The sequence below is a fragment of the Candidatus Allofournierella excrementavium genome (genome assembly GCF_048526665.1).
Lineage (GTDB): Bacteria > Bacillota > Clostridia > Oscillospirales > Ruminococcaceae > Allofournierella_A > Allofournierella_A excrementavium.
Genome location: NZ_DBGFPE010000017.1, coordinates 172881 through 189905, shown reverse-complemented (window position 1 = coordinate 189905; position 17025 = coordinate 172881). Strand labels below are relative to the sequence as shown.

Annotated in this window: 16 protein-coding genes and 1 pseudogene; 7 read left to right on the top strand and 10 right to left on the bottom strand. The window is 64.6% G+C overall.

Going from position 1 to position 17025, the window contains the following annotated elements; genetic code table 11:
- Positions 1 to 121: 121 nt before the first annotated feature.
- Together ACMI1Q_RS06235 and ACMI1Q_RS06230 are read right to left on the bottom strand one after the other, a co-directional pair.
- Positions 122 to 343 (bottom strand): annotated as a pseudogene (locus tag ACMI1Q_RS06235) (type IIL restriction-modification enzyme MmeI); the annotation flags it as partial.
- A 37-nt stretch (positions 344 to 380) separates the two neighbouring features.
- A complete protein-coding gene (locus ACMI1Q_RS06230; protein WP_419503153.1) occupies positions 381 to 1424 on the bottom strand; it encodes a threonine aldolase family protein in 1044 nt (347 codons plus the stop codon).
- A 164-nt stretch (positions 1425 to 1588) separates the two neighbouring features.
- On the opposite strand from ACMI1Q_RS06230, the gene proB reads away from it, so the two are divergent.
- From proB to ACMI1Q_RS06215, 3 genes are read left to right on the top strand one after another with little or no spacing between them, the layout of a single operon-like run.
- The gene (gene proB, locus ACMI1Q_RS06225; protein ID WP_394980976.1) at positions 1589 to 2368 is read left to right on the top strand and encodes a glutamate 5-kinase; all 780 of its coding nucleotides are present in this window, start codon (positions 1589 to 1591) and stop codon (positions 2366 to 2368) included.
- Positions 2365 to 3621 (top strand): glutamate-5-semialdehyde dehydrogenase, encoded by a 1257-nt coding sequence (locus ACMI1Q_RS06220; protein ID WP_419503152.1) that lies wholly within the window; start codon positions 2365 to 2367, stop codon positions 3619 to 3621. The genes proB and ACMI1Q_RS06220 overlap by 4 nt, the downstream gene beginning before the upstream one ends.
- Before the next feature lie 33 nt (positions 3622 to 3654).
- Complete coding sequence (locus tag ACMI1Q_RS06215; RefSeq protein ID WP_330058220.1) at positions 3655 to 4542, top strand: Ice-structuring protein; 888 nt, start codon at positions 3655 to 3657, stop codon at positions 4540 to 4542.
- A gap of 56 nt (positions 4543 to 4598) precedes the next feature.
- Here the strand turns inward: ACMI1Q_RS06215 and ACMI1Q_RS06210 are convergent, their stop codons facing one another.
- The 4 genes from ACMI1Q_RS06210 to ACMI1Q_RS06195 all read right to left on the bottom strand — a co-directional run bounded on the left by ACMI1Q_RS06210 (position 4599) and on the right by ACMI1Q_RS06195 (position 8218).
- On the bottom strand, positions 4599 to 5894 hold the full coding sequence (locus tag ACMI1Q_RS06210) for a putative ABC transporter permease (RefSeq protein WP_419503151.1): 1296 nt from the start codon (positions 5892 to 5894) through the stop codon (positions 4599 to 4601).
- A 112-nt stretch (positions 5895 to 6006) separates the two neighbouring features.
- Positions 6007 to 6882 (bottom strand): DegV family protein, encoded by an 876-nt coding sequence (locus ACMI1Q_RS06205; RefSeq protein ID WP_177521955.1) that lies wholly within the window; start codon positions 6880 to 6882, stop codon positions 6007 to 6009.
- 10 nt (positions 6883 to 6892) lie between these two features.
- Positions 6893 to 7390, bottom strand: a complete 498-nt coding sequence (locus tag ACMI1Q_RS06200) for a tRNA (cytidine(34)-2'-O)-methyltransferase (RefSeq protein WP_330058216.1) — start codon at positions 7388 to 7390, stop codon at positions 6893 to 6895.
- A gap of 3 nt (positions 7391 to 7393) precedes the next feature.
- On the bottom strand, positions 7394 to 8218 hold the full coding sequence (locus tag ACMI1Q_RS06195) for a bifunctional hydroxymethylpyrimidine kinase/phosphomethylpyrimidine kinase (RefSeq protein WP_419067276.1): 825 nt from the start codon (positions 8216 to 8218) through the stop codon (positions 7394 to 7396).
- A gap of 179 nt (positions 8219 to 8397) precedes the next feature.
- Between ACMI1Q_RS06195 and ACMI1Q_RS06190 the strand changes: the two genes are divergently transcribed.
- The 3 genes from ACMI1Q_RS06190 (at position 8398) to ACMI1Q_RS06180 (ending at position 10556) form a co-directional block, all read left to right on the top strand.
- Positions 8398 to 8589, top strand: a complete 192-nt coding sequence (locus ACMI1Q_RS06190; protein WP_394980984.1) for a hypothetical protein — start codon at positions 8398 to 8400, stop codon at positions 8587 to 8589.
- Between the two features lie 146 nt (positions 8590 to 8735).
- Complete coding sequence (locus tag ACMI1Q_RS06185) at positions 8736 to 9554, top strand: hypothetical protein (protein WP_419503150.1); 819 nt, start codon at positions 8736 to 8738, stop codon at positions 9552 to 9554.
- 138 nt (positions 9555 to 9692) lie between these two features.
- Positions 9693 to 10556 (top strand): patatin-like phospholipase family protein, encoded by an 864-nt coding sequence (locus ACMI1Q_RS06180; RefSeq protein WP_419503149.1) that lies wholly within the window; start codon positions 9693 to 9695, stop codon positions 10554 to 10556.
- 77 nt (positions 10557 to 10633) lie between these two features.
- Here the strand turns inward: ACMI1Q_RS06180 and ACMI1Q_RS06175 are convergent, their stop codons facing one another.
- The 4 genes from ACMI1Q_RS06175 to feoB all read right to left on the bottom strand — a co-directional run bounded on the left by ACMI1Q_RS06175 (position 10634) and on the right by feoB (position 15646).
- A complete protein-coding gene (locus ACMI1Q_RS06175; protein ID WP_177522480.1) occupies positions 10634 to 11797 on the bottom strand; it encodes a 3-phosphoglycerate dehydrogenase family protein in 1164 nt (387 codons plus the stop codon).
- Positions 11798 to 11815: 18 nt separating this feature from the next.
- Positions 11816 to 12898 (bottom strand): 3-phosphoserine/phosphohydroxythreonine transaminase, encoded by a 1083-nt coding sequence (serC, locus tag ACMI1Q_RS06170; RefSeq protein WP_394980989.1) that lies wholly within the window; start codon positions 12896 to 12898, stop codon positions 11816 to 11818.
- Between the two features lie 228 nt (positions 12899 to 13126).
- Entirely contained in the window at positions 13127 to 13285 is a 159-nt protein-coding gene (locus ACMI1Q_RS06165) for a FeoB-associated Cys-rich membrane protein (RefSeq protein WP_177522478.1), read from the bottom strand.
- A gap of 24 nt (positions 13286 to 13309) precedes the next feature.
- Positions 13310 to 15646, bottom strand: a complete 2337-nt coding sequence (gene feoB / locus ACMI1Q_RS06160) for a ferrous iron transport protein B (RefSeq protein ID WP_419503148.1) — start codon at positions 15644 to 15646, stop codon at positions 13310 to 13312.
- Between the two features lie 413 nt (positions 15647 to 16059).
- Between feoB and ACMI1Q_RS06155 the strand changes: the two genes are divergently transcribed.
- Positions 16060 to 16917, top strand: coding sequence for a transporter substrate-binding domain-containing protein (locus ACMI1Q_RS06155; RefSeq protein WP_419503147.1), 858 nt, complete (start codon positions 16060 to 16062; stop codon positions 16915 to 16917).
- The last annotated feature ends 108 nt before the right edge of the window (positions 16918 to 17025 follow it).

The following is a 17025-nucleotide window of genomic DNA, read 5'->3' as shown; positions in this document are numbered from 1 at the left end:
GATTGAGTTATTCCCGGAAAAGCAGCCGGATGGCAACTGGATTAGGAAGATTATCTTCAACTTCCCTGTCCCGGTGAATGGAACAGAAGTGACAGAATTGCCCTTGGAAAATGAAACAATGGTCGATAAGCACATGGGTGGTGGGGATAAATCCATCGATAAAACTGGTGTGGTCCAGTACGATCTGATCCTCAAAAAAGATGAATTGTTCAGGGTGCTCCACACCGTAAACATCACGAAGCAGAGAAAGCCAAAAAGGTTGACTGTGGCCTTTTTCGTAGCCTTTGTCAGCCCAGTCAGCTGCAAAACGTTTTGCGGCCGAGCGCTGTTGTGCTTGCGTCATGGAAAACTTCCTCCTTATCCCCAAAGGGCTTGTGATCTTACAGGCAGGCCGGGCAGTCTTTCAGCGCCTGCTCCACCGCCAGCAGGAAGGCGGTGACCGCCGCCTGCTGGGTGGCCCAGCTGCACACAAGGCGGATGCAGCTGCGGCCGCCCTCCAGCGTGGCGTTCACTTCCCAGTGGAAGGCCCCCTCCAGCTTTGCCAGCACTTCGTCGGGCAGGATGGGGAAGATCTGGTTGGAGGGGCTCTCGAACAGGAACTCCACGCCCAGGCCCTTCAGGCCTTCGGCCAGCTGCTGGGCCATCCGGGTGGAGTGCTCGCCCAGCTCCTCATAAAGGCCGCTGCGCATCAGCTGCTCGAACTGCACGCCCAGCAGCCAGCCCTTGGCCAGCATGCCGCCGTGCTGCTTGAGGATGTAGCGGAAGTCGGGCTTCAGGGCCGGGTTCATGATGCACACCGCCTCGCCGAAGATGGCGCCGTTCTTGGTGCCGCCGATGTAGAAGGCGTCGCACAGCCGGCCCAGGTCCTCAAAGGAGGCCCCGCCGCAGGCCAGGGCGCTGGCAAGGCGCGCACCGTCCAGATAGAGCAGCAGGCCCAGCTCGTCGCACACCGCCCGCAGGGCTTCCAGCTCGGCGGTGGTGTACACGCCGCCCACCTCGGTGGTGTTGCTCACATACACAAGACGGGGCTTCACCATGTGCTCGTCCGGGTGGGCCGCCACCGCCTGCCGCACCAGCTCCGGGGTCAGCTTGCCGCCGGGGGCGGCGGGCATGGCGATGCACTTGTGGCCGGTGGCCTCCACCGCGCCGGTCTCGTGGACGCAGATGTGGCCGGAATGGGCCGCGATGGCCGCCTCGTGGGGCCGCAGGAAGGCGCAGATGCAGGTGGCGTTGGTCTGGGTGCCGCCCACAAAGAAGTGCACGTCCGCGTCCGGGCGGCCGATCTTCTGGCGGATGAGGGCGGCGGCGTGCTCGCAGTGGGGGTCGCAGCCGTAGCCGAAGTTGCCCTCCAGATTGGTGGCGGTCATCGCTTCAAGAATGGAAGGGTGAGCCCCTTCGCTGTAATCGTTGGTGAATCGGTACATCGTTATAACCTCGTTTTTCTGCGGGCCAAACGGGCCGGCCCGGAGTATTGTCTGGCAAAATTATACCATTATTTCACAAAAAGTCCATCGTTCGGCGTTTGTGTTGCGGGCCGGTTTATGCTATACTTTAATCTGTATCCGACTGTAAAGAGGGGGGACCGGGCTTGAAAGCTGTGGTCAAAGTGGGCACCTCCACGCTGGCTCATGCCACCGGGCAGCTGAACATCCGCCGCATCGAGGGGCTGTGCAAGGTGCTGAGCGATTTGAAGAACGCCGGGCATCAGATCATTCTGGTGTCCTCCGGCGCCATCGGCATGGGCGTGGGCAAGCTGGGCCTGCCCGGCCGCCCGGCGGACATGCCCACCAAACAGGCTGCCGCCGCCGTGGGCCAGTGCGAACTGATGTACACCTACGACAAGCTGTTTTCCGAATACAGCCACACCGTGGCCCAGATCCTCATCACCAGCGAGGACCTGGCGGACCCGGAGCGCAGCGAAAACCTGCACAACACCCTGGCCCGCCTGCTGGAGCTGGGGGCGCTGCCCATCGTGAACGAGAACGACACCGTCAGCACCGCCGAGATCGCCGTGGGCGACAACGACACCCTGGCCGCCCGGCTGTGCCGCAGCCTGGAGGCGGAGCTGCTGGTGATTTTGAGCGACATCGACGGCCTCTACACCGCCGACCCCCACGCCCACCCCGAGGCGCAGCTGCTGCGCCGCGTGCAGGCCATCACCCCGGAGGTGGAGGCGTTGGCGGGGGGCGCGGGCAGCAGCCTTGGCACCGGCGGCATGGCCACGAAACTGCGGGCGGGCAAGATCGTCACCGAAGCGGGGGCGGACATGGTCATCGCCAACGGCCGCGACCCCGCGGTGCTCTACACCGTCTTTGAGGGGGGCGAAGCGGGCACCCGCTTTCTGGCCCGAAAGGAGGCCGCCCGATGACCACCCGTGAACTTCTTCTGGCGGCCCGCGCCAGCATGGGCGCGCTGGCCCTGACCGGCGGCGAGGAGCGCCGCGCCGCCCTGCGGGCCATGGCCGCCCGCCTGCGCAGCGAGTGCGCCGCCATCCTTGCGGCCAACGCCGAGGACCTGGAGGCCGCCAAGGCCACCGTGGCCCCGGTGATGCTGGACCGCCTGCGGCTGGACGAGGCCAGAGTGGAGGCCATGGCCGCCGGCGTGGAAGCCGTGGCCGCCCTGCCCGACCCGCTGGGCCGCGTTTTGAGCGAGGTGACCCGCCCCAACGGGCTGGTCATCCGGCAGGTGAGCGTGCCCATGGGCCTCATCGCCATCATCTACGAGAGCCGCCCCAACGTCACCAGCGACGCGGCGGCCCTGGCCCTTGCCAGCGGCAGCGCCTGCGTGCTGCGGGGCGGCAAGGAGGCCTTCCGCTCCAACAACGCCATCGTGAACGCCCTGAAACTGGGCCTCACGGACGCGCACTTGCCCGCCGACTTGGTGGCCCTGGTGCAGGACACCAGCCGCGCTTCCGCCACCGAGCTGATGCGGGCCACCGGCCTTGTGGACCTGCTTATCCCCCGAGGCGGCGCGGGGCTCATCCGCGCCTGCGTGGAGAACGCCGCCGTGCCCGTCATCCAGACCGGCACCGGCATCTGCCACATCTATGTGGACAAGGCCGCCGATTTGGACATGGCGCTGGACATCGTGGAAAACGCCAAGACCAGCCGCCCCTCGGTGTGCAACGCCGCCGAGGTTTGCCTGGTGCACAGGGACGCGGCCCCGGCCTTTCTGCCCCGCCTGTATGACCGACTGCTGACGCAGAGAGAGGAAAAAGGCCTTGCGCCGGTGCAGCTGCGGCTGGACGAAGCCGCAGCAGCCCTCATCCCCGGCACCCCGGCGGGCCCGGAGGACTTCGACACCGAATTCCTCGATTACATCCTGGCGGTGGCGGTGGTGGACAGCCTGGAGGCCGCCACGGCCCACATCGCCCGCCACTCCACCGGCCATAGCGAGGCCATCGTCACCGCCGACGAGGCGGCGGCCGCGGCCTTCACCCAACGGGTGGACAGCGCGGCGGTCTATGTGAACGCCTCCACCCGCTTCACCGACGGCGGCGAGTTCGGCCTGGGGTGCGAGATGGGCATCTCCACCCAGAAGCTGCACGCCCGGGGCCCCATGGGCCTTGAGCAGCTCACCAGCTACAAATACATCATTCTGGGCAGCGGCCAGATCCGCTGACCGCATCCCATGCAAGGAGGGGACAGAAAACCCATGGCAAACACCATTTCCCAACAGGAACACGAGCGTCACAAGCGCCGGCGCGCCCGCCAGTGGCTGGGCCTCGCCATCTGCGTGCTGGTGCTCATCGGCGGCTTCACTGTCATCGCCACGGCGGTGAACGGCGTGGCGGTGCTGTTTGACAACACCGACGAAAAACTGGAATACGAGGATCGGCTGCAGGCGCTGGTCATGCTGGACCCGCTGCCCTTTGAGAGCCTGGACCAGGCCGACCCGGCCCTGTTCAAGGAGGCCTCCATCTGGGCCGCCGTGTCCGCCGCGCAGAACAGCGCCACCGGGCTGGACGCCTACGAGCGCGACCCCAACACCGACAGCCTGCTGCTGCCCGCCGTGGAGGTGGACGCCGCGGCGGCCGCCCTCTTCGGGCCGGACTATGAGCTCACCCACGAGACCTTCAACAACGTGGGCGGCGACATGACCTTCGAGTACGACGAGGAGAAGCAGTGCTACCTCATACCCGTCACCGGCCAGGTGGGCATGTACACCCCCAAGGTGGAAAAGCTGAAAAAGAAGAGCGGCAAGCTGTACGTCACGGTGGGCTATGTGCCCGCCCCCGGCCTGAACGGCGACTTCAGCCTCTCCGCCCCCACCGAGCCCACCAAGTATATGGACTATGTGTTTGAAAAGGTGGACCGCACCTATTACCTGACCGCCCTTGAGGTCAGCGAGATGGAGCCCAGCTCCAGCGCCGCCGCCACCGCCCCCGAGACCGACATGGACTATGAGGATTACTTCGATCCCACCAGCGCCATCGCCGAGGGCGCGGGCAGCCTGCCCACCGACAGCACCTCCTCTTCCGACAGCGCCGCTGCGGAGGGGGACGCCGCCTCCGAGCCTGCGTCGGACAGCGCGGCCGAATAAGCACAAAGAAAAGAGCCCCGCGGCAACCGCCGCGGGGCTCTTTTTGCGTCTTGCGCTCAGTCGGTGCGCTTTGCGTTGGGGTAGATGCGCTTCATGGTCTCGTCGGGGTAGTGCTCGTCCATCCACACCTGCCAGGAGGCGGTGGCGGGCAGCCCTTGAGCCCGCTGGCTGTAACGGCCCATGGCCAGGGCGCTCACGCCGATGTTGGCGGCCATGAACACCACCAGCACCGCGGTGATGATGCGGCCGGGGGTGATGGGGATGGCCTCGATCCAGCGGGAGAAGTGGGGGTAGACCAGCCGGAACCAGGCCACGGCGGCAAAGCCCCAGAAGAAGCAGTAGAGCAGGTTGATGCGCCCGCCCAGGTTGAAGGGGATCTTGCTGTAATCCCAGAACACGGTGCCGAAGACAAGCTCGGTGAACACGCTGCACAGGTATTCGTAAGCGCCGCCCAGCACGGTGCCCGCCACGAAGAGGAAGCTGGCGGGCTTGTCCTTGTAGCGGTAGAGCAGCAGGGTGGCCAGGGCCAGCGCCAGGCCCCAGACCAGGCTAAAGGGCCCCCACACCACGCTGCTGCGGCTCATCCACACGCCGGCGGTGACGCGGCAGAAGATGGTCTCCACGATGTCGCCCAGAAAGGCGCCGATGAAGAACAGCAAAAACAGCTTGGAAAAACTGCACCCGGCGGCGAACACGGTGGCCTTTTCCCGCTTTTTGTGCACGAAGCTTGCCTGGGGGTAGGCTTTTTGGATGCGCCGCTCGGTGCGGCTGAGGATCCAGCCGCCCATCCGGGCGCTCACGGCGTTCAGGGTGCGGCTGGTGTTTTCCAGCGCGGGCAGCTTGTGCACCACGCCCGCCAGCGTCAGCACGCTGGCAAGGCCGTCCACCGCCACAACGCCTACCAGGACCCACAGCACGATCTGCCGCGCGGGGGCGGGGATGAGGTCATAGAGCCAGGTGAGCAGCGGGTTGCCCCACTTCACCATCACCACGCCCAAGAGGCCCCACAGAGCCGAGGCGCTCAGGCAGATGTAGCCGTCCAGGTTCCAGCGGCGGTTCGAGTAGTCCCACCAGCGGGTGTGGCTCACGTTTTCCAGCAGGTGGCCCGCCAGCCATTCCACCACGGTGGCCAGCACGGCGCTGCCCAGGAACAAAAACAGCAGGTCGGAGCGCAGTTCCCGCAGGCCCACGGCGATGAGCACGCCGGCCACGCCGTAGATGATGCACCAGGGGCCGAACAGCACACTGCGGTCCACATAGCGGCGGGTGCGGATGGCGGCCAGGGTGGTCTCCAGCACCCAGCCCAGCACCGAGAAGCAGAGGAAGAGCCAAAGGATATGTTCAAGATTCATAAAAAGACCTCCATCGGTCAACGATAAAAAAACCGCCCGCGGGGGACCGCACGTCAGAGGATGGTGACAGACGGCCCACGCGGGCGGAAAGGAACAGTCAAAACAGAGCGGCTCAGCGCCGGGGCACGCCCTGGTAAACGATGGCCATGGCATCCGGGCCGGTATTGCTGGCCACGGCGGCGCCCAGCTTGAACACCGCGTCCGGCCCGCGGCCGAACTCCTTGCGGCAGAGCTTCTCCAGCTCCTTCACGTTGGGGATGTCGGTGCAGCCCAGCATGTAGTGAACGTCCCCGTCGGGATAGTCCATCCGCTTGCGCACCTGCTTGATCATGGCGGCGGGCACGGCCGCGTCGCCGCGCACCTTGTCCTCCACCTTGGTCACCCCGTCGATGAGGCTGATGATGGGCCGCAGGCCCAGCAGCTCGCCGGCAAAGGCCGCCGCCGCGCTGATGCGGCCGCTCTTCTTCATCTGCTTGAGGCTGAAGGCGGAGAGCACGATCTCCTGCCGGGCAAAGGCGGCCTCCAGTTCGGCGCACACATAGCCCACCTCGGCCCCGTTGCGCAGGCGGCGGGCCGCCTGCACCACCGGCGCGCCGTACACGTAGGAATAGGTGTGGCTGTCGATCAGGTGGATGTTCAGTTTGTGGTCGGGGCGCTCTTCCCGCAGCATGTTCTGCGCCAGCACCGCCGCGTCATAGGTGCCGCTGCCGGTGGAGTTGATGGTCACATGCACCACGTCGGTGTAGCCCTCGTCCACGTATTTGCAGTACTGCTCGCAGAACTGGATGGCGGTGACCTGCGCGGTGCTGGGTACGCCCTGGGCGGCGCGCAGCATCTGATAAAATTCGTCAAAGCCGAAGTCCCGGCGCTCCACATAGCTCACGCCGTCCAGTGTGATGACAAAGGGCAGGATGTCGATGTCGTACTGCTTTTCCAGTTCGGGGGGGATGTCGCAGGCGGAATCGGTCAGAATGGCGATCTTTCGCATAGGTACTCTCTCACTCCCATTGATAGTCACGCAGCTGGCCCCGGGATTCGAGGTCGTCGAAATCCCACTGGCGAAGCACCTCGTAGACGCCCACCGCCACCGAATTGGACAGATTCAGGCAGCGCACGCCCCGCCGCATGGGCAGGCGCACACAGAAAGGCTGGTTTTGGTGCAGCAGTTCTTCCGGAAGCCCGGCGTCCTCCCGGCCGAAGACCAGATAGGCGCCGTCGGGGTAGGCCACGTCGGTGTGCCGCTGGGGACCCTTGCTGGTGAAATAGTAAAAGGGGCCGTCGTTGCGGGCAAAAAAGTCCTGAAGCCCCTCATAATATGTTATATCAAGCAGGTGCCAGTAGTCAAGCCCGGCGCGCTTCAAATGCCGGTCGTCCACCGAAAAACCCAGCGGTTTCACCAGATGCAGCCGCGCGCCCGTCACCGCGCAGGTGCGGGCGATGTTTCCGGTGTTCTCGGGGATCTGGGGCTCCACCAGCACGATGTTCACGGTGGGCATGGCTCAGACCTCCCGGGGGGCCAGCCGGCCCAGCAGCGGCTCGAACCACACGCCCAGGGCGGTGGGGGCCTCTGGGTCGGTGGCGGCGATGGAATCGGCCACAAAGCCGGCGGCGGCGTCGGTGGCGGCGGAGAGGGCGTTGCCCCGCAGCAGCGCCCCGGTGAGCACCGCGGCGAACAAATCGCCGGTGCCGGGGTAGCTGCGGTCCAGTTTCAGCCGGCGCACCACAAAGCTGGAGCGCCCGGCCCCCGCGCAGGAGAGGTGCCGCCCCATGGGGATGCCGGTCACCACCGCCTGGGGGCACAGGGCCGAGAGGCTGCCCGCCAGTTCCAGGGCGGCCTCGTCGCTCAGTTCGCCCTCGGGCATGGGCCAGCCCAGCAGCAGGCTGGCCTCGGTGAGGTTGGGCAGGATCAGGTCCGCCGAGCGGCACAGCGCCTGCATGCCGGCGAGCTTGTCCTCCATGCCGGCGTAAAAGCGGCCGTGGTCGGCCATCACCGGGTCCACCACCTTCAGGGCCTGGGGCCACAGATAGAAGGCTTTGGCGGCCAGATGCTGGTCCTCTTCGCTGGCTAAGTACCCGGTGTAGATGCAGTCGAAGGACACGCCCAGCGAGCGGTAGTGCTCCAGGGCGGCCTCGCCGTACCCCTGGCACAGCTGCACCGCCGGCTGGCCCAGCCCGCCGGTGTGGGTGGAAAAGATCGCCGTGGGCAGCGCCACCGGCTGGCAGCCCATGGCGGCCAGCACGGGAACGATCACCGACAGGCTGCAGCGGCCCAGGCCGGACAGATCGTGGATGCACAAAACAGTTTTCGGCGCTTGAAGATGCAAAAAGGTCACTCCTCCCGGCGCGGTTCTGACGCGCCGTTCTATTAGAATCATTGAACCTTATTTTAGCACAAACGGGGGGTCAAAAAAAGACGTATGGGGGAACATTTTGCTGGGAATACTATCACCGGGACCCGGAAAAAACGCCGGGCCGCGCAGACAAAAAAGGAGGGGCACAAGGGATGAACAAGCACACCACCCGCACCACCATGATGGTGGCCGGCGGGCTGGCCGCCACCGCCGCCATGACCGCGGCGGGCATGGCCGCCGCCAAGAACAGCCGCAAGGTGAAGAAGATGGCGAAGAAGGTGGGCCGGGGCGCCCAGCAGGCGGTGCTGGACCTGGACAAGGCCATCGGCCGCTATTACCGCTGAACGGGCAGCCGCTTTCGCCGGGCCGCGCAGAACGCGCGGCCTTTTTCTTTTGCACCTTGCATTTTTCGACGTCCGATGGTATAACGATGATGGTAGAATCCACCGGGACGCCTCGCCCCGGCGCAAAGTGAGGAGGATTTTTAAAGATGAAACAAGCTATGGCACTGGCCCTCGCCGCGGCGATGGCCCTTTCCCTCGCGGGCTGCGGCGAGCCCGCGTCCGCGTCCCAGTCCGTGTCTCAGCCGGCCAGCGTGTCCCAGCCGGAAAGCGCGTCTCAGCCGGCGTCCGCTTCCCAGCCGGAAAGCGCGCCCGTAAGCGTGCCCGCCCCGACGGGGGAGAGCTATTTTGACGCCAACGGCATCCCTGTGCTGGACGAGCCCTCGAACTTCGAGGTGCACGCGATCGCCTACGACATGGAGGACAGCACCATCCAGCGCCCGGTTTCCGCCAAGGGCACGGCCCATGCGGTGGTGGCCGACAGCGAAAAGGAGGGCTACAAAAAGGTCATTCTGTATGTATCGGTCACCTGCTCCGGCTTTGAATACAACGAGCAGGGCGGCCTGGACGAAAACCTGAGCTACCACAGCGGGTTCTATGACCTGTACACCGGCCGCGCGCTGCCCACCCGCAGCACCACCGACGACACGACCTACGATTACACCACCACCGTGGAGGTGGACGGCGTCTCCTACGATCTGTATTACAGCAAGGACGTGCGCTGGCACTGGGAGTCTCCGGACGGTGTGGAGGTGTTCCGCTTCTGCGATCAGACCATCACCTTCGAGGTGCCCAAGGCTTACGACGGCCTGGTCTACTGCGCCACCGACAAGGTGAGCTATGACCGCTCCACCTACAGCGAGGAGATCGACGAGAGCGAGTATTACGCCATGGACCTGCTGAACGACGAAAGCGTCGCGGCGGACACCACCGTGTTCTTCCGCTTCGGCACCGACATCCCGGCCTGACCCGCCCCTTCCGGGCCGCGCTTTTCAGCGCGGCCCTTTTTTCGTCCAAAAAACTTTACAAATTGTTTTGTGACGGGGCGGCGATGGGGGAGTATAATAGGAGCAGTGACAGAAAACGGCAAAAGGAGCGTGCGGAAGATGGAAGAAAACACCACCCTCATTCTGGAAGGGGGCGCCATGCGGGGCCTGTTCACCTCGGGCGTGCTGGACGTGTTCATGGAGAACGACCTGTATTTTCCCCAGGTGGCGGGCGTTTCCGCCGGGGCGCTCAACGGCGTGAACTATGTGTCTCACCAGCCGGGGCGCAGCCGGGCGGTGAACCTGGACTATGTGAACGACCCGCGGTACATGGGCGCGAGCCACCTCATCAAGGATTTCAGCTATTTCAACTTCGATTTCCTGCTGGGCGAGGTGAGCGAGACCCTCAATCCCCTGGACTTCGACACCCTCTATTCCTCGCCCCAGAAGCTGTGGGCGATGGCCACCGACTGCCGCACCGGCGGCCCGGTGTTTTTTGAGAAGAACCAGCCCGGCATCGACTTCATGGACGCGGTGCGCGCCTCCGCCAGCCTGCCCCTGATGGGCCGGATGGTCAAGGTGGGACGGGATGTCTGCCTGGACGGCGGCGTGGCCGACCCGGTACCCCTGCCCGCCGAGCTGCCGGTGCCCTGCGGCAAAACGGTGCTGGTGCTCACGCGGCAGGCGGGCTTTCGCAAGGGCGGCCAGCACCGGGTGGTGCGGCGGCTCTACCGCCGGCGCTACGGCGCGCACCCGGAGCTTCTGGAGGCCTGCCTCACCGGCCCCGAGCGCTACAACCAGCGGATGGACGAGATCGACCGGCTGGAAGAGGCGGGGGAGATCTTTGTCATCCGGCCGGACGGCCCGGTGACGGTGAGCCGCGCCGAGCGCAGCGTGGAAAAACTGGACGCCCTCTATCACCGGGGCCGCGCCGCCGCCGAGGCGGCCCTGCCCGCCATGATGGCGTTCCTGGGCCTGGAATAAACAAAATGCAGCGCCCCCGGGCCCAACGGTCCGGGGGCGCTTTTGCTTGCGCTATGGGGAGAAAAGAAGAAGCTATCTCACAGCACCCGCACCCGGATGACCGAGGGGATGGCGGCCAGCTGGTCGGCCAGGGCGGCGTCCATGCCGCCGGTCACGTCCAGCATGGTGTAGGCCATTTCTTTTTTGCTCTTGTTCACCATGTTCTCGATGTTCAGCTTGCTCTGGGTGATGACGGCGGTGATGGCGCTGATGAGGCCGGGCTCGTTCTTGTGGATGACGCACACCCGCTTGCCCGCGGCCCTTGCCTGCACCACTTCCGGCATGTTCACGCTGTTCACGATGTTGCCGTTCAGCAGGTAGTCCGCCAGCTGGCTTGCAGCCATCACGGCGCAGTTCTCCTCGCTCTCGGGGGTGGAGGCGCCCAGATGGGGGATGCAGGTCACGCCCGGCACCCCCAGCAGCTCGGCGGCGGGGAAGTCGGTGACGTAGGCGGCCAGCTGGCCCTCGGCCAGCGCCGCCAGCAGGTCGGCGTTGTTCACCAGCTCGCCCCGGGCAAAGTTCAGCAGGCGCAGCCCCGGCTTGCAGGCGCGGAACACCCCGGCGTTCATGAAGCCCTTGGTCTGGGCGTTGGCGGGCAGATGCAGGGTGATGTAGTCGCACTGGGCCACCAGCTCGGTCAGGCTCACGCTGTGGCGCACGCCGCGGCTCAGGTTCCAGGCCGCCTGCACCGAGATGTAGGGGTCGTAGCCAAAGACCTCCATGCCCAGATGCACCGCCGCGTTGGCCACCTTCACGCCGATGGCGCCAAGGCCCACCACGCCCAGCTTTTTGCCCGCAAGCTCCGGGCCCACGAACTGGCTCTTGCCCTTCTCCACCAGGGCGGGCACCGCGTCGCCCTCGCCGGCAAGGCCCTGGGCCCACTCCATGGCGGGCAGCAGGTTGCGGCTGGCCAGCACCAGGCCGCCGATGGTCAGCTCGGCAACGCCGCCGGCGTTTGCGCCGGGGGTGTTGAACACCACCACGCCCGCCTCGCTGCATTTTTCCACCGGGATGTTGTTCACCCCCGCGCCCGCGCGGCCAATGGCCAGCAGGCTCTCGGGCAGCTCCATCTCGTGCATCTTGGCGCTGCGCACCAGAATGCCCTGGGGCGCGTCGGCCTCGTTATCCACCTTGAACTGGGCCGGGCCCAGCTTCGCCAGCCCCGCGGGGGCGATGTTGTTCAGTGTTTTGATGGTATACATAAAAGCCATTCTCCTTTTTCAGCCGTACTGTTTCACAAAGTCCTCCATGAACTGCACCAGTTTGGCCACGCCCTCGGCGGGCATGGCGTTGTAGATGGAGGCGCGCATGCCGCCCACCAGCCGGTGGCCCTTCAGGTTCACAAAGCCCGCCTCGGCGGCCTTGGCGCAGAAGAGCTTGTCGGTGTCCGCGTCGGGGCTGGTGAAGGTGACGTTCATGATGCTGCGGTCCGGCTTGTTCACCGGGTTCTTGAAGAATTCCTGGCTGTCGAGATAGTCGTAGAGCACCTTCGCCTTGGCGTTGTTGCGCTTTTCCATCTCCTCAAGCCCGCCGATCTCCTCCTCGATGTACTTGAGGGTGAGGCCGGTCATGTAGATGCACCAGCAGGGAGGCGTGTTGTACATGCTGTCCGCCTCGATGAGGGTCTGGTAGTTCAGCATGCTGGGCACGTTCTCCGCCGCCTTGCCCAAAAGGTCCTCCCGCACGATGGCGATGGCCATGCCCGCGGGGGCCACGTTCTTCTGCACGCCGAAGTAGATGAGGCCGTATTTCGACACGTCGGTGGGGCGGCTGAGGATGCAGCTGCTCATGTCCGCCACCAGGGGCACGCCCTCCACCTGGGGCAGCTTTGTGAACCGGGTGCCGAAGATGGTGTTGTTCTCGCAGATGTGCACGTAGCTGGCCCCGGGGGTGTATTCGATGGCGTCCACATCGGGGATGGCGGTGTAGTTGATGTCCTTGGTGTTGGCGACGATGTTCACCTTGCCGAACTTGGCCGCCTCCTTGGCCGCGCGGTTCGAAAAGTTGCCGGTGACCAGATAGTCCGCCTGGCCGGTGGTCATCAGGTTCAGGGGCACCATGTCGAACTGGGTGGAGGCGCCGCCCTGGATGAAGCCCACTTTGTAATTGTCCGGGATGGACAGCACCCGGCGCAGCCGGGCCTCAGTGTCCTTGATAATGGCGTCGAAGGTACTGCTGCGATGACTCATCTCCATCACGGACTGCCCGCTGGAGCCGTATTCCATCAGCTCTGACTGGGCGGTCTTGAGCACCTGCTCAAACATCATGGACGGGCCTGCGCTGAAATTGTACACTCTTGCCATTTCGTTTCCCTCCAATAAAAACTTGCCGCGCCTCCCGGAAGGGGGAGGCTGCGGTAACTTTAGTATAGTACAAAACCAAAGGACGCGCCAGCGCAAAGATTCACAAAAAAGCGGACGGTTTTCCATGGTGGACGCACGAAAAACACAAATGTCCTTGAATTGTGGACAAAAACGCGGCGAAAAAAAGCCGGGGACGGGCATTTCCGTCCCCGGCGGGCAAACGCCGGTTTATTTTTTCTCGTCGTCGGCGTGGCTGCACCGGGAGGCGCAGTGGGCGCAGTCGCCGCCGCAGCCTCCCGCGAAGCCGCCGTTTTTGAGGATGAAGGCCAGCGCCCCGATGAGGGCGGCCGCCACCGCGGCAAGGATGAGGATGTCTCCAAGACCCATAAAGCAAGTCTCCTTTGAAAGAATTCAGCCCAGGCCCAAAGCCAGGCCGATGCACCGCACCACGAAGGCCACGCCCCAGGCGATGGCGCACTGGGTCAGCGCCACGCCCGCCGCGGCCTTTGCGCTGCCCATCTCCCGCTTGACGGCGGCGATGGCTGCCACGCAGGGGGTGTAGAGCAGGGTGAAGGTGAGGAATACGAAGGCGGTGAGGGGGGTGAACATGCCCCCCAGCGCCTGGGGCAGGGTGGTCAGGCTGGAGCCGGTGAGCACCGCCAGGGTGCTGACCACCGCCTCCTTGGCGGAAAAGCCGGTGATGAGCGCGGTGGACACCCGCCAGTCCCCGAAGCCCAGGGGGGCGAAGAGGGGAGCCAGCAGGCCGCCCAGGGCCGCCAGCAGGCTGCCCGCGGAATCGGTGACCACGTTGAGCCGGCTGTCGAAGGTCTGCAAGAACCAGATGAGCAGGCTGGCCACAAAGATGACGGTGAAGGCCCGCACCAAGAAGTCCTTGGCCTTTTCCCACATCAGGCGCAGAACGCTGCCCGCGCTGGGCAGGCGGTAGTTGGGCAGCTCCATCACAAAGGGCACCGGCTCGCCTTTGAAGGCCACTGCCTTCAGGATGAGGCCGTAGAGCACGCCGATGACCATGCCCATCACATACAGGCCGATCATCACCAGCGCCTTGTGGTCGGTGAAGAAGGCGGCGGTGAACATGGCGTAGATGGGCAGCTTGGCCGAGCAGCTCATGAAGGGGGTCAGCAGAATGGTCATCCGCCGGTCCCGCTCGCTGGAGAGGGTGCGGGTGGCCATGATGGCGGGCACGCTGCACCCGAAGCCGATGAGCATGGGCACAAAGCTGCGGCCGGAAAGACCGATCTTGCGCAAAAGCTTATCCATCACAAAGGCCACCCGGGCCATGTAGCCCGAGTCCTCCAGGATGGACAGGAAGAAGAACAGGGTCACGATGATGGGCAGGAAGGTGAGCACGCTGCCCACGCCGGCAAAGATGCCGTCGATGACGAGGCTGTGCACCACCGGGTTGATGCCGTAGGCGGTGAGGCCCTTGTCCGCCAGGGCGGTGAGCTGGTCCAGCCCCAGGCTCAAAAGGTCGCTCAGGCCCTGGCCGATGAGGCCGAAGGTGAGCCAGAACACCACCCCCATGATGGCCAGGAAGATGGGGATGGCCAGCACCCGGTGGGTGAGGATGCTGTCGATCTTCACGCTGCGGGCGTGCTCACGGCTCTCGCCCCGGCGCACCACCGACTCGGCGCACACCTGCCCGATGAAGCCGTAGCGCATGTCCGCCAGCGCCGCCTCACGGTCGGTGCCCACTTCGCCCTCCATCTCGGTGATGGCGTGCTCCATCATGTCCTTCTCGTTGTCCGAGAGGTCCATCTTCTCCAGCATGGGCGCGTCGCCCTCCACCAGCTTGGTGGCGGCAAACCGCACCGGCACCCCCGCCCGCTGGGCATGGTCCTCGATGAGGTGGCAGATGGCGTGGATGCACCGATGCACCGCGCCGGAGCAGAAGTCCAGCCGCTGGGGCTTTTCCCGGTTCAGCGCCACCTGCATGGCGTGCTCGATGAGCTCGTCGATGCCCTCGTTCTTGGCCGCCGAGATGGGGATGACCGGGATGCCCAGGGCCTGCTCCAGGTGGTTCACATGCACCGTGTTGCCGTTGGCCCGCATCTCGTCCATCATGTTCAGCGCCAGCACCATGGGGATGCCCAGCTCGATGAGCTGCAGGGTCAGGTAGAGGTTGCGCTCGATGTTGGTGGCGTCCACAATGTTGATGATGCCGTCCGGCTTGTTGTTCACCAGAAAATCCCGGGTCACGATCTCCTCGCTGGTGTAGGGCGAGAGGGAATAGATGCCCGGCAGGTCCACCACCGTGGCCTGGGGATGCTTGCGGATCTGGCCGTCCTTGCGGTCCACCGTCACGCCGGGGAAGTTGCCCACATGCTGGTTGGAGCCGGTGAGCTGGTTGAACAGGGTGGTCTTGCCGCAGTTCTGGTTGCCCGCCAGCGCGAACACCAGGGGCGTGTCCTCCGCCAGGGCCGTGCGCTTTTTCTCGCCGTGGCCCGGGTGGGGGATGGGCGGGATGGCCGCCCTGGGGGCGGCGGGCGCCTGGCCCGGCTCGCCCGGCTCGCCGATCTCGATGTTCTTTGCGTCCTCCAGCCGCAGGGTCAGTTCATAGCCCCGCAGTTCCAGTTCGATGGGGTCCCCCATGGGGGCGGTCTTGCGCAGGGTCACCCGGGTGCCCGGCGTCAGGCCCATGTTCAAAAAATGACGGCGCAGCGCACCTTCGCCTCCCACCGCCTCGATGGTGGCGGCTTTGCCCAGCGGCAGCTTGTCCAGCGTCATTGCTGCGGCACCTCCTCTTTTATATATAAGAATTAGTATCCTCTAACGCGCACAACTATAGCATCCGAAAACGCAAAAGTCAAGGCGCGGCCCCGACGCCCGGTCCGGGAATGTTTGAATATGCATTTTTATGCATAGATATTCACCGATATGCGCGGCCCGCAGCGCCGCCGGCAAGATTTTGCGCCCCGGCGCAGCCCTGATAAACAGGATATAGGGCAATGCGAACGAGAGAACTTGCCTCGAAAAGTATGATTTTGTTCAAAGCGACAAAAAGCCGAGGAATTCATAAAAATTCATTGACAAAGCATAAATATGCGGTATACTAAACCCAAGGTTTCCCCCAGCACAGGACGGGGACTACCCAAAAAACAACGCCCCCGCTGCGGGGGAACAAAGAGGAGTGTATCCATATGAAAAAACTGATCTCCGTGGCTCTGGCCGGCGTGATGGCCCTGGGCCTCGCCGCCTGCGGCTCCACCCCCGCCAGCGAGCCCGCTTCCGGCAGCACCGCCGCTTCCGCCGCCTCCGGCTCTTCCGCCGCTTCCGCCTCGGCTTCCACCGAGAGCAAGCAGTACATCTTCAGCGTGGATGACCTGACCGGCAAGACCATCGGCGTGCAGCTGGGCACCACCGGCGACACCTACGCCCAGGACATCGAGGGCGCCACCGTTGAGCAGTTCAACAAGTTCAACGACGCGGTCCTGGCTCTGAAGCAGGGCAAGGTGGACGCGGTCATCATCGACAACGAGCCCGGCAAGGTGTTCGTGGAGCAGAACCCCGACATCACCATGCTGGACGAGGACTTCGCCGTGGAGGACTACGCCATCGCGCTGAACAAGGGCAGCGAGATGACCGAGAAGTTCAACGAGGCCATTGCCGCCATCAAGGAGAACGGCACCCTGGACGCCATCCTGGACAAGTACATCAACGGCGTGGAGGGCGCCGAGGGCTATGTGACCCCCGAAGGCACCGAGTATCCCAACGGCACCCTGACCATGGCCACCAACGCCTACTTCCCCCCCTACGAGTACTACGAGGGCGATGAGATCGTGGGCATCGACGCCGAGTTCGCCAAGGCCATCTGCGACTACCTGGGCTACGAGCTGAAGATTGAGGACATGGAGTTTGCCTCCATCATCCCCGCCATCAACAGCGGCAAGGCTGACTTCGGCGCCGCCGGCATGACCGTCACCGAGGAGCGCCTGCTGAACGTGGACTTCACCGACAGCTACTGCACCGGCATCCAGTCCGTTCTGGTGCTGAAATAAGGGCTGGCAATCAGAGAGGTTTTAGTGTATAATTAATCGCACAAGTGTGCGGCAGAACAGGGGCCGGCTTTCCTGGCCCCTGTTCCTGTGCAGAGAGGAAGGTGGCCT

Excerpts from the sequence above, each read along its gene's own strand:
- ACMI1Q_RS06230 (WP_419503153.1), bottom strand. The coding sequence starts at position 1,424 with ATGTACCGATTCACCAACGATTACAGCGAAGGGGCTCACCCTTCCATT.
- ACMI1Q_RS06220 (WP_419503152.1), top strand. The coding sequence starts at position 2,365 with ATGACCACCCGTGAACTTCTTCTGGCGGCCCGCGCCAGCATGGGCGCG.
- ACMI1Q_RS06215 (WP_330058220.1), top strand. The coding sequence starts at position 3,655 with ATGGCAAACACCATTTCCCAACAGGAACACGAGCGTCACAAGCGCCGG.
- ACMI1Q_RS06210 (WP_419503151.1), bottom strand. The coding sequence starts at position 5,894 with ATGAATCTTGAACATATCCTTTGGCTCTTCCTCTGCTTCTCGGTGCTG.
- ACMI1Q_RS06205 (WP_177521955.1), bottom strand. The coding sequence starts at position 6,882 with ATGCGAAAGATCGCCATTCTGACCGATTCCGCCTGCGACATCCCCCCC.
- ACMI1Q_RS06200 (WP_330058216.1), bottom strand. The coding sequence starts at position 7,390 with ATGCCCACCGTGAACATCGTGCTGGTGGAGCCCCAGATCCCCGAGAAC.
- ACMI1Q_RS06190 (WP_394980984.1), top strand. The coding sequence starts at position 8,398 with ATGAACAAGCACACCACCCGCACCACCATGATGGTGGCCGGCGGGCTG.
- ACMI1Q_RS06185 (WP_419503150.1), top strand. The coding sequence starts at position 8,736 with ATGAAACAAGCTATGGCACTGGCCCTCGCCGCGGCGATGGCCCTTTCC.
- ACMI1Q_RS06180 (WP_419503149.1), top strand. The coding sequence starts at position 9,693 with ATGGAAGAAAACACCACCCTCATTCTGGAAGGGGGCGCCATGCGGGGC.
- ACMI1Q_RS06175 (WP_177522480.1), bottom strand. The coding sequence starts at position 11,797 with ATGTATACCATCAAAACACTGAACAACATCGCCCCCGCGGGGCTGGCG.
- serC (WP_394980989.1), bottom strand. The coding sequence starts at position 12,898 with ATGGCAAGAGTGTACAATTTCAGCGCAGGCCCGTCCATGATGTTTGAG.
- ACMI1Q_RS06165 (WP_177522478.1), bottom strand. The coding sequence starts at position 13,285 with ATGGGTCTTGGAGACATCCTCATCCTTGCCGCGGTGGCGGCCGCCCTC.
- feoB (WP_419503148.1), bottom strand. The coding sequence starts at position 15,646 with ATGACGCTGGACAAGCTGCCGCTGGGCAAAGCCGCCACCATCGAGGCG.
- ACMI1Q_RS06155 (WP_419503147.1), top strand. The coding sequence starts at position 16,060 with ATGAAAAAACTGATCTCCGTGGCTCTGGCCGGCGTGATGGCCCTGGGC.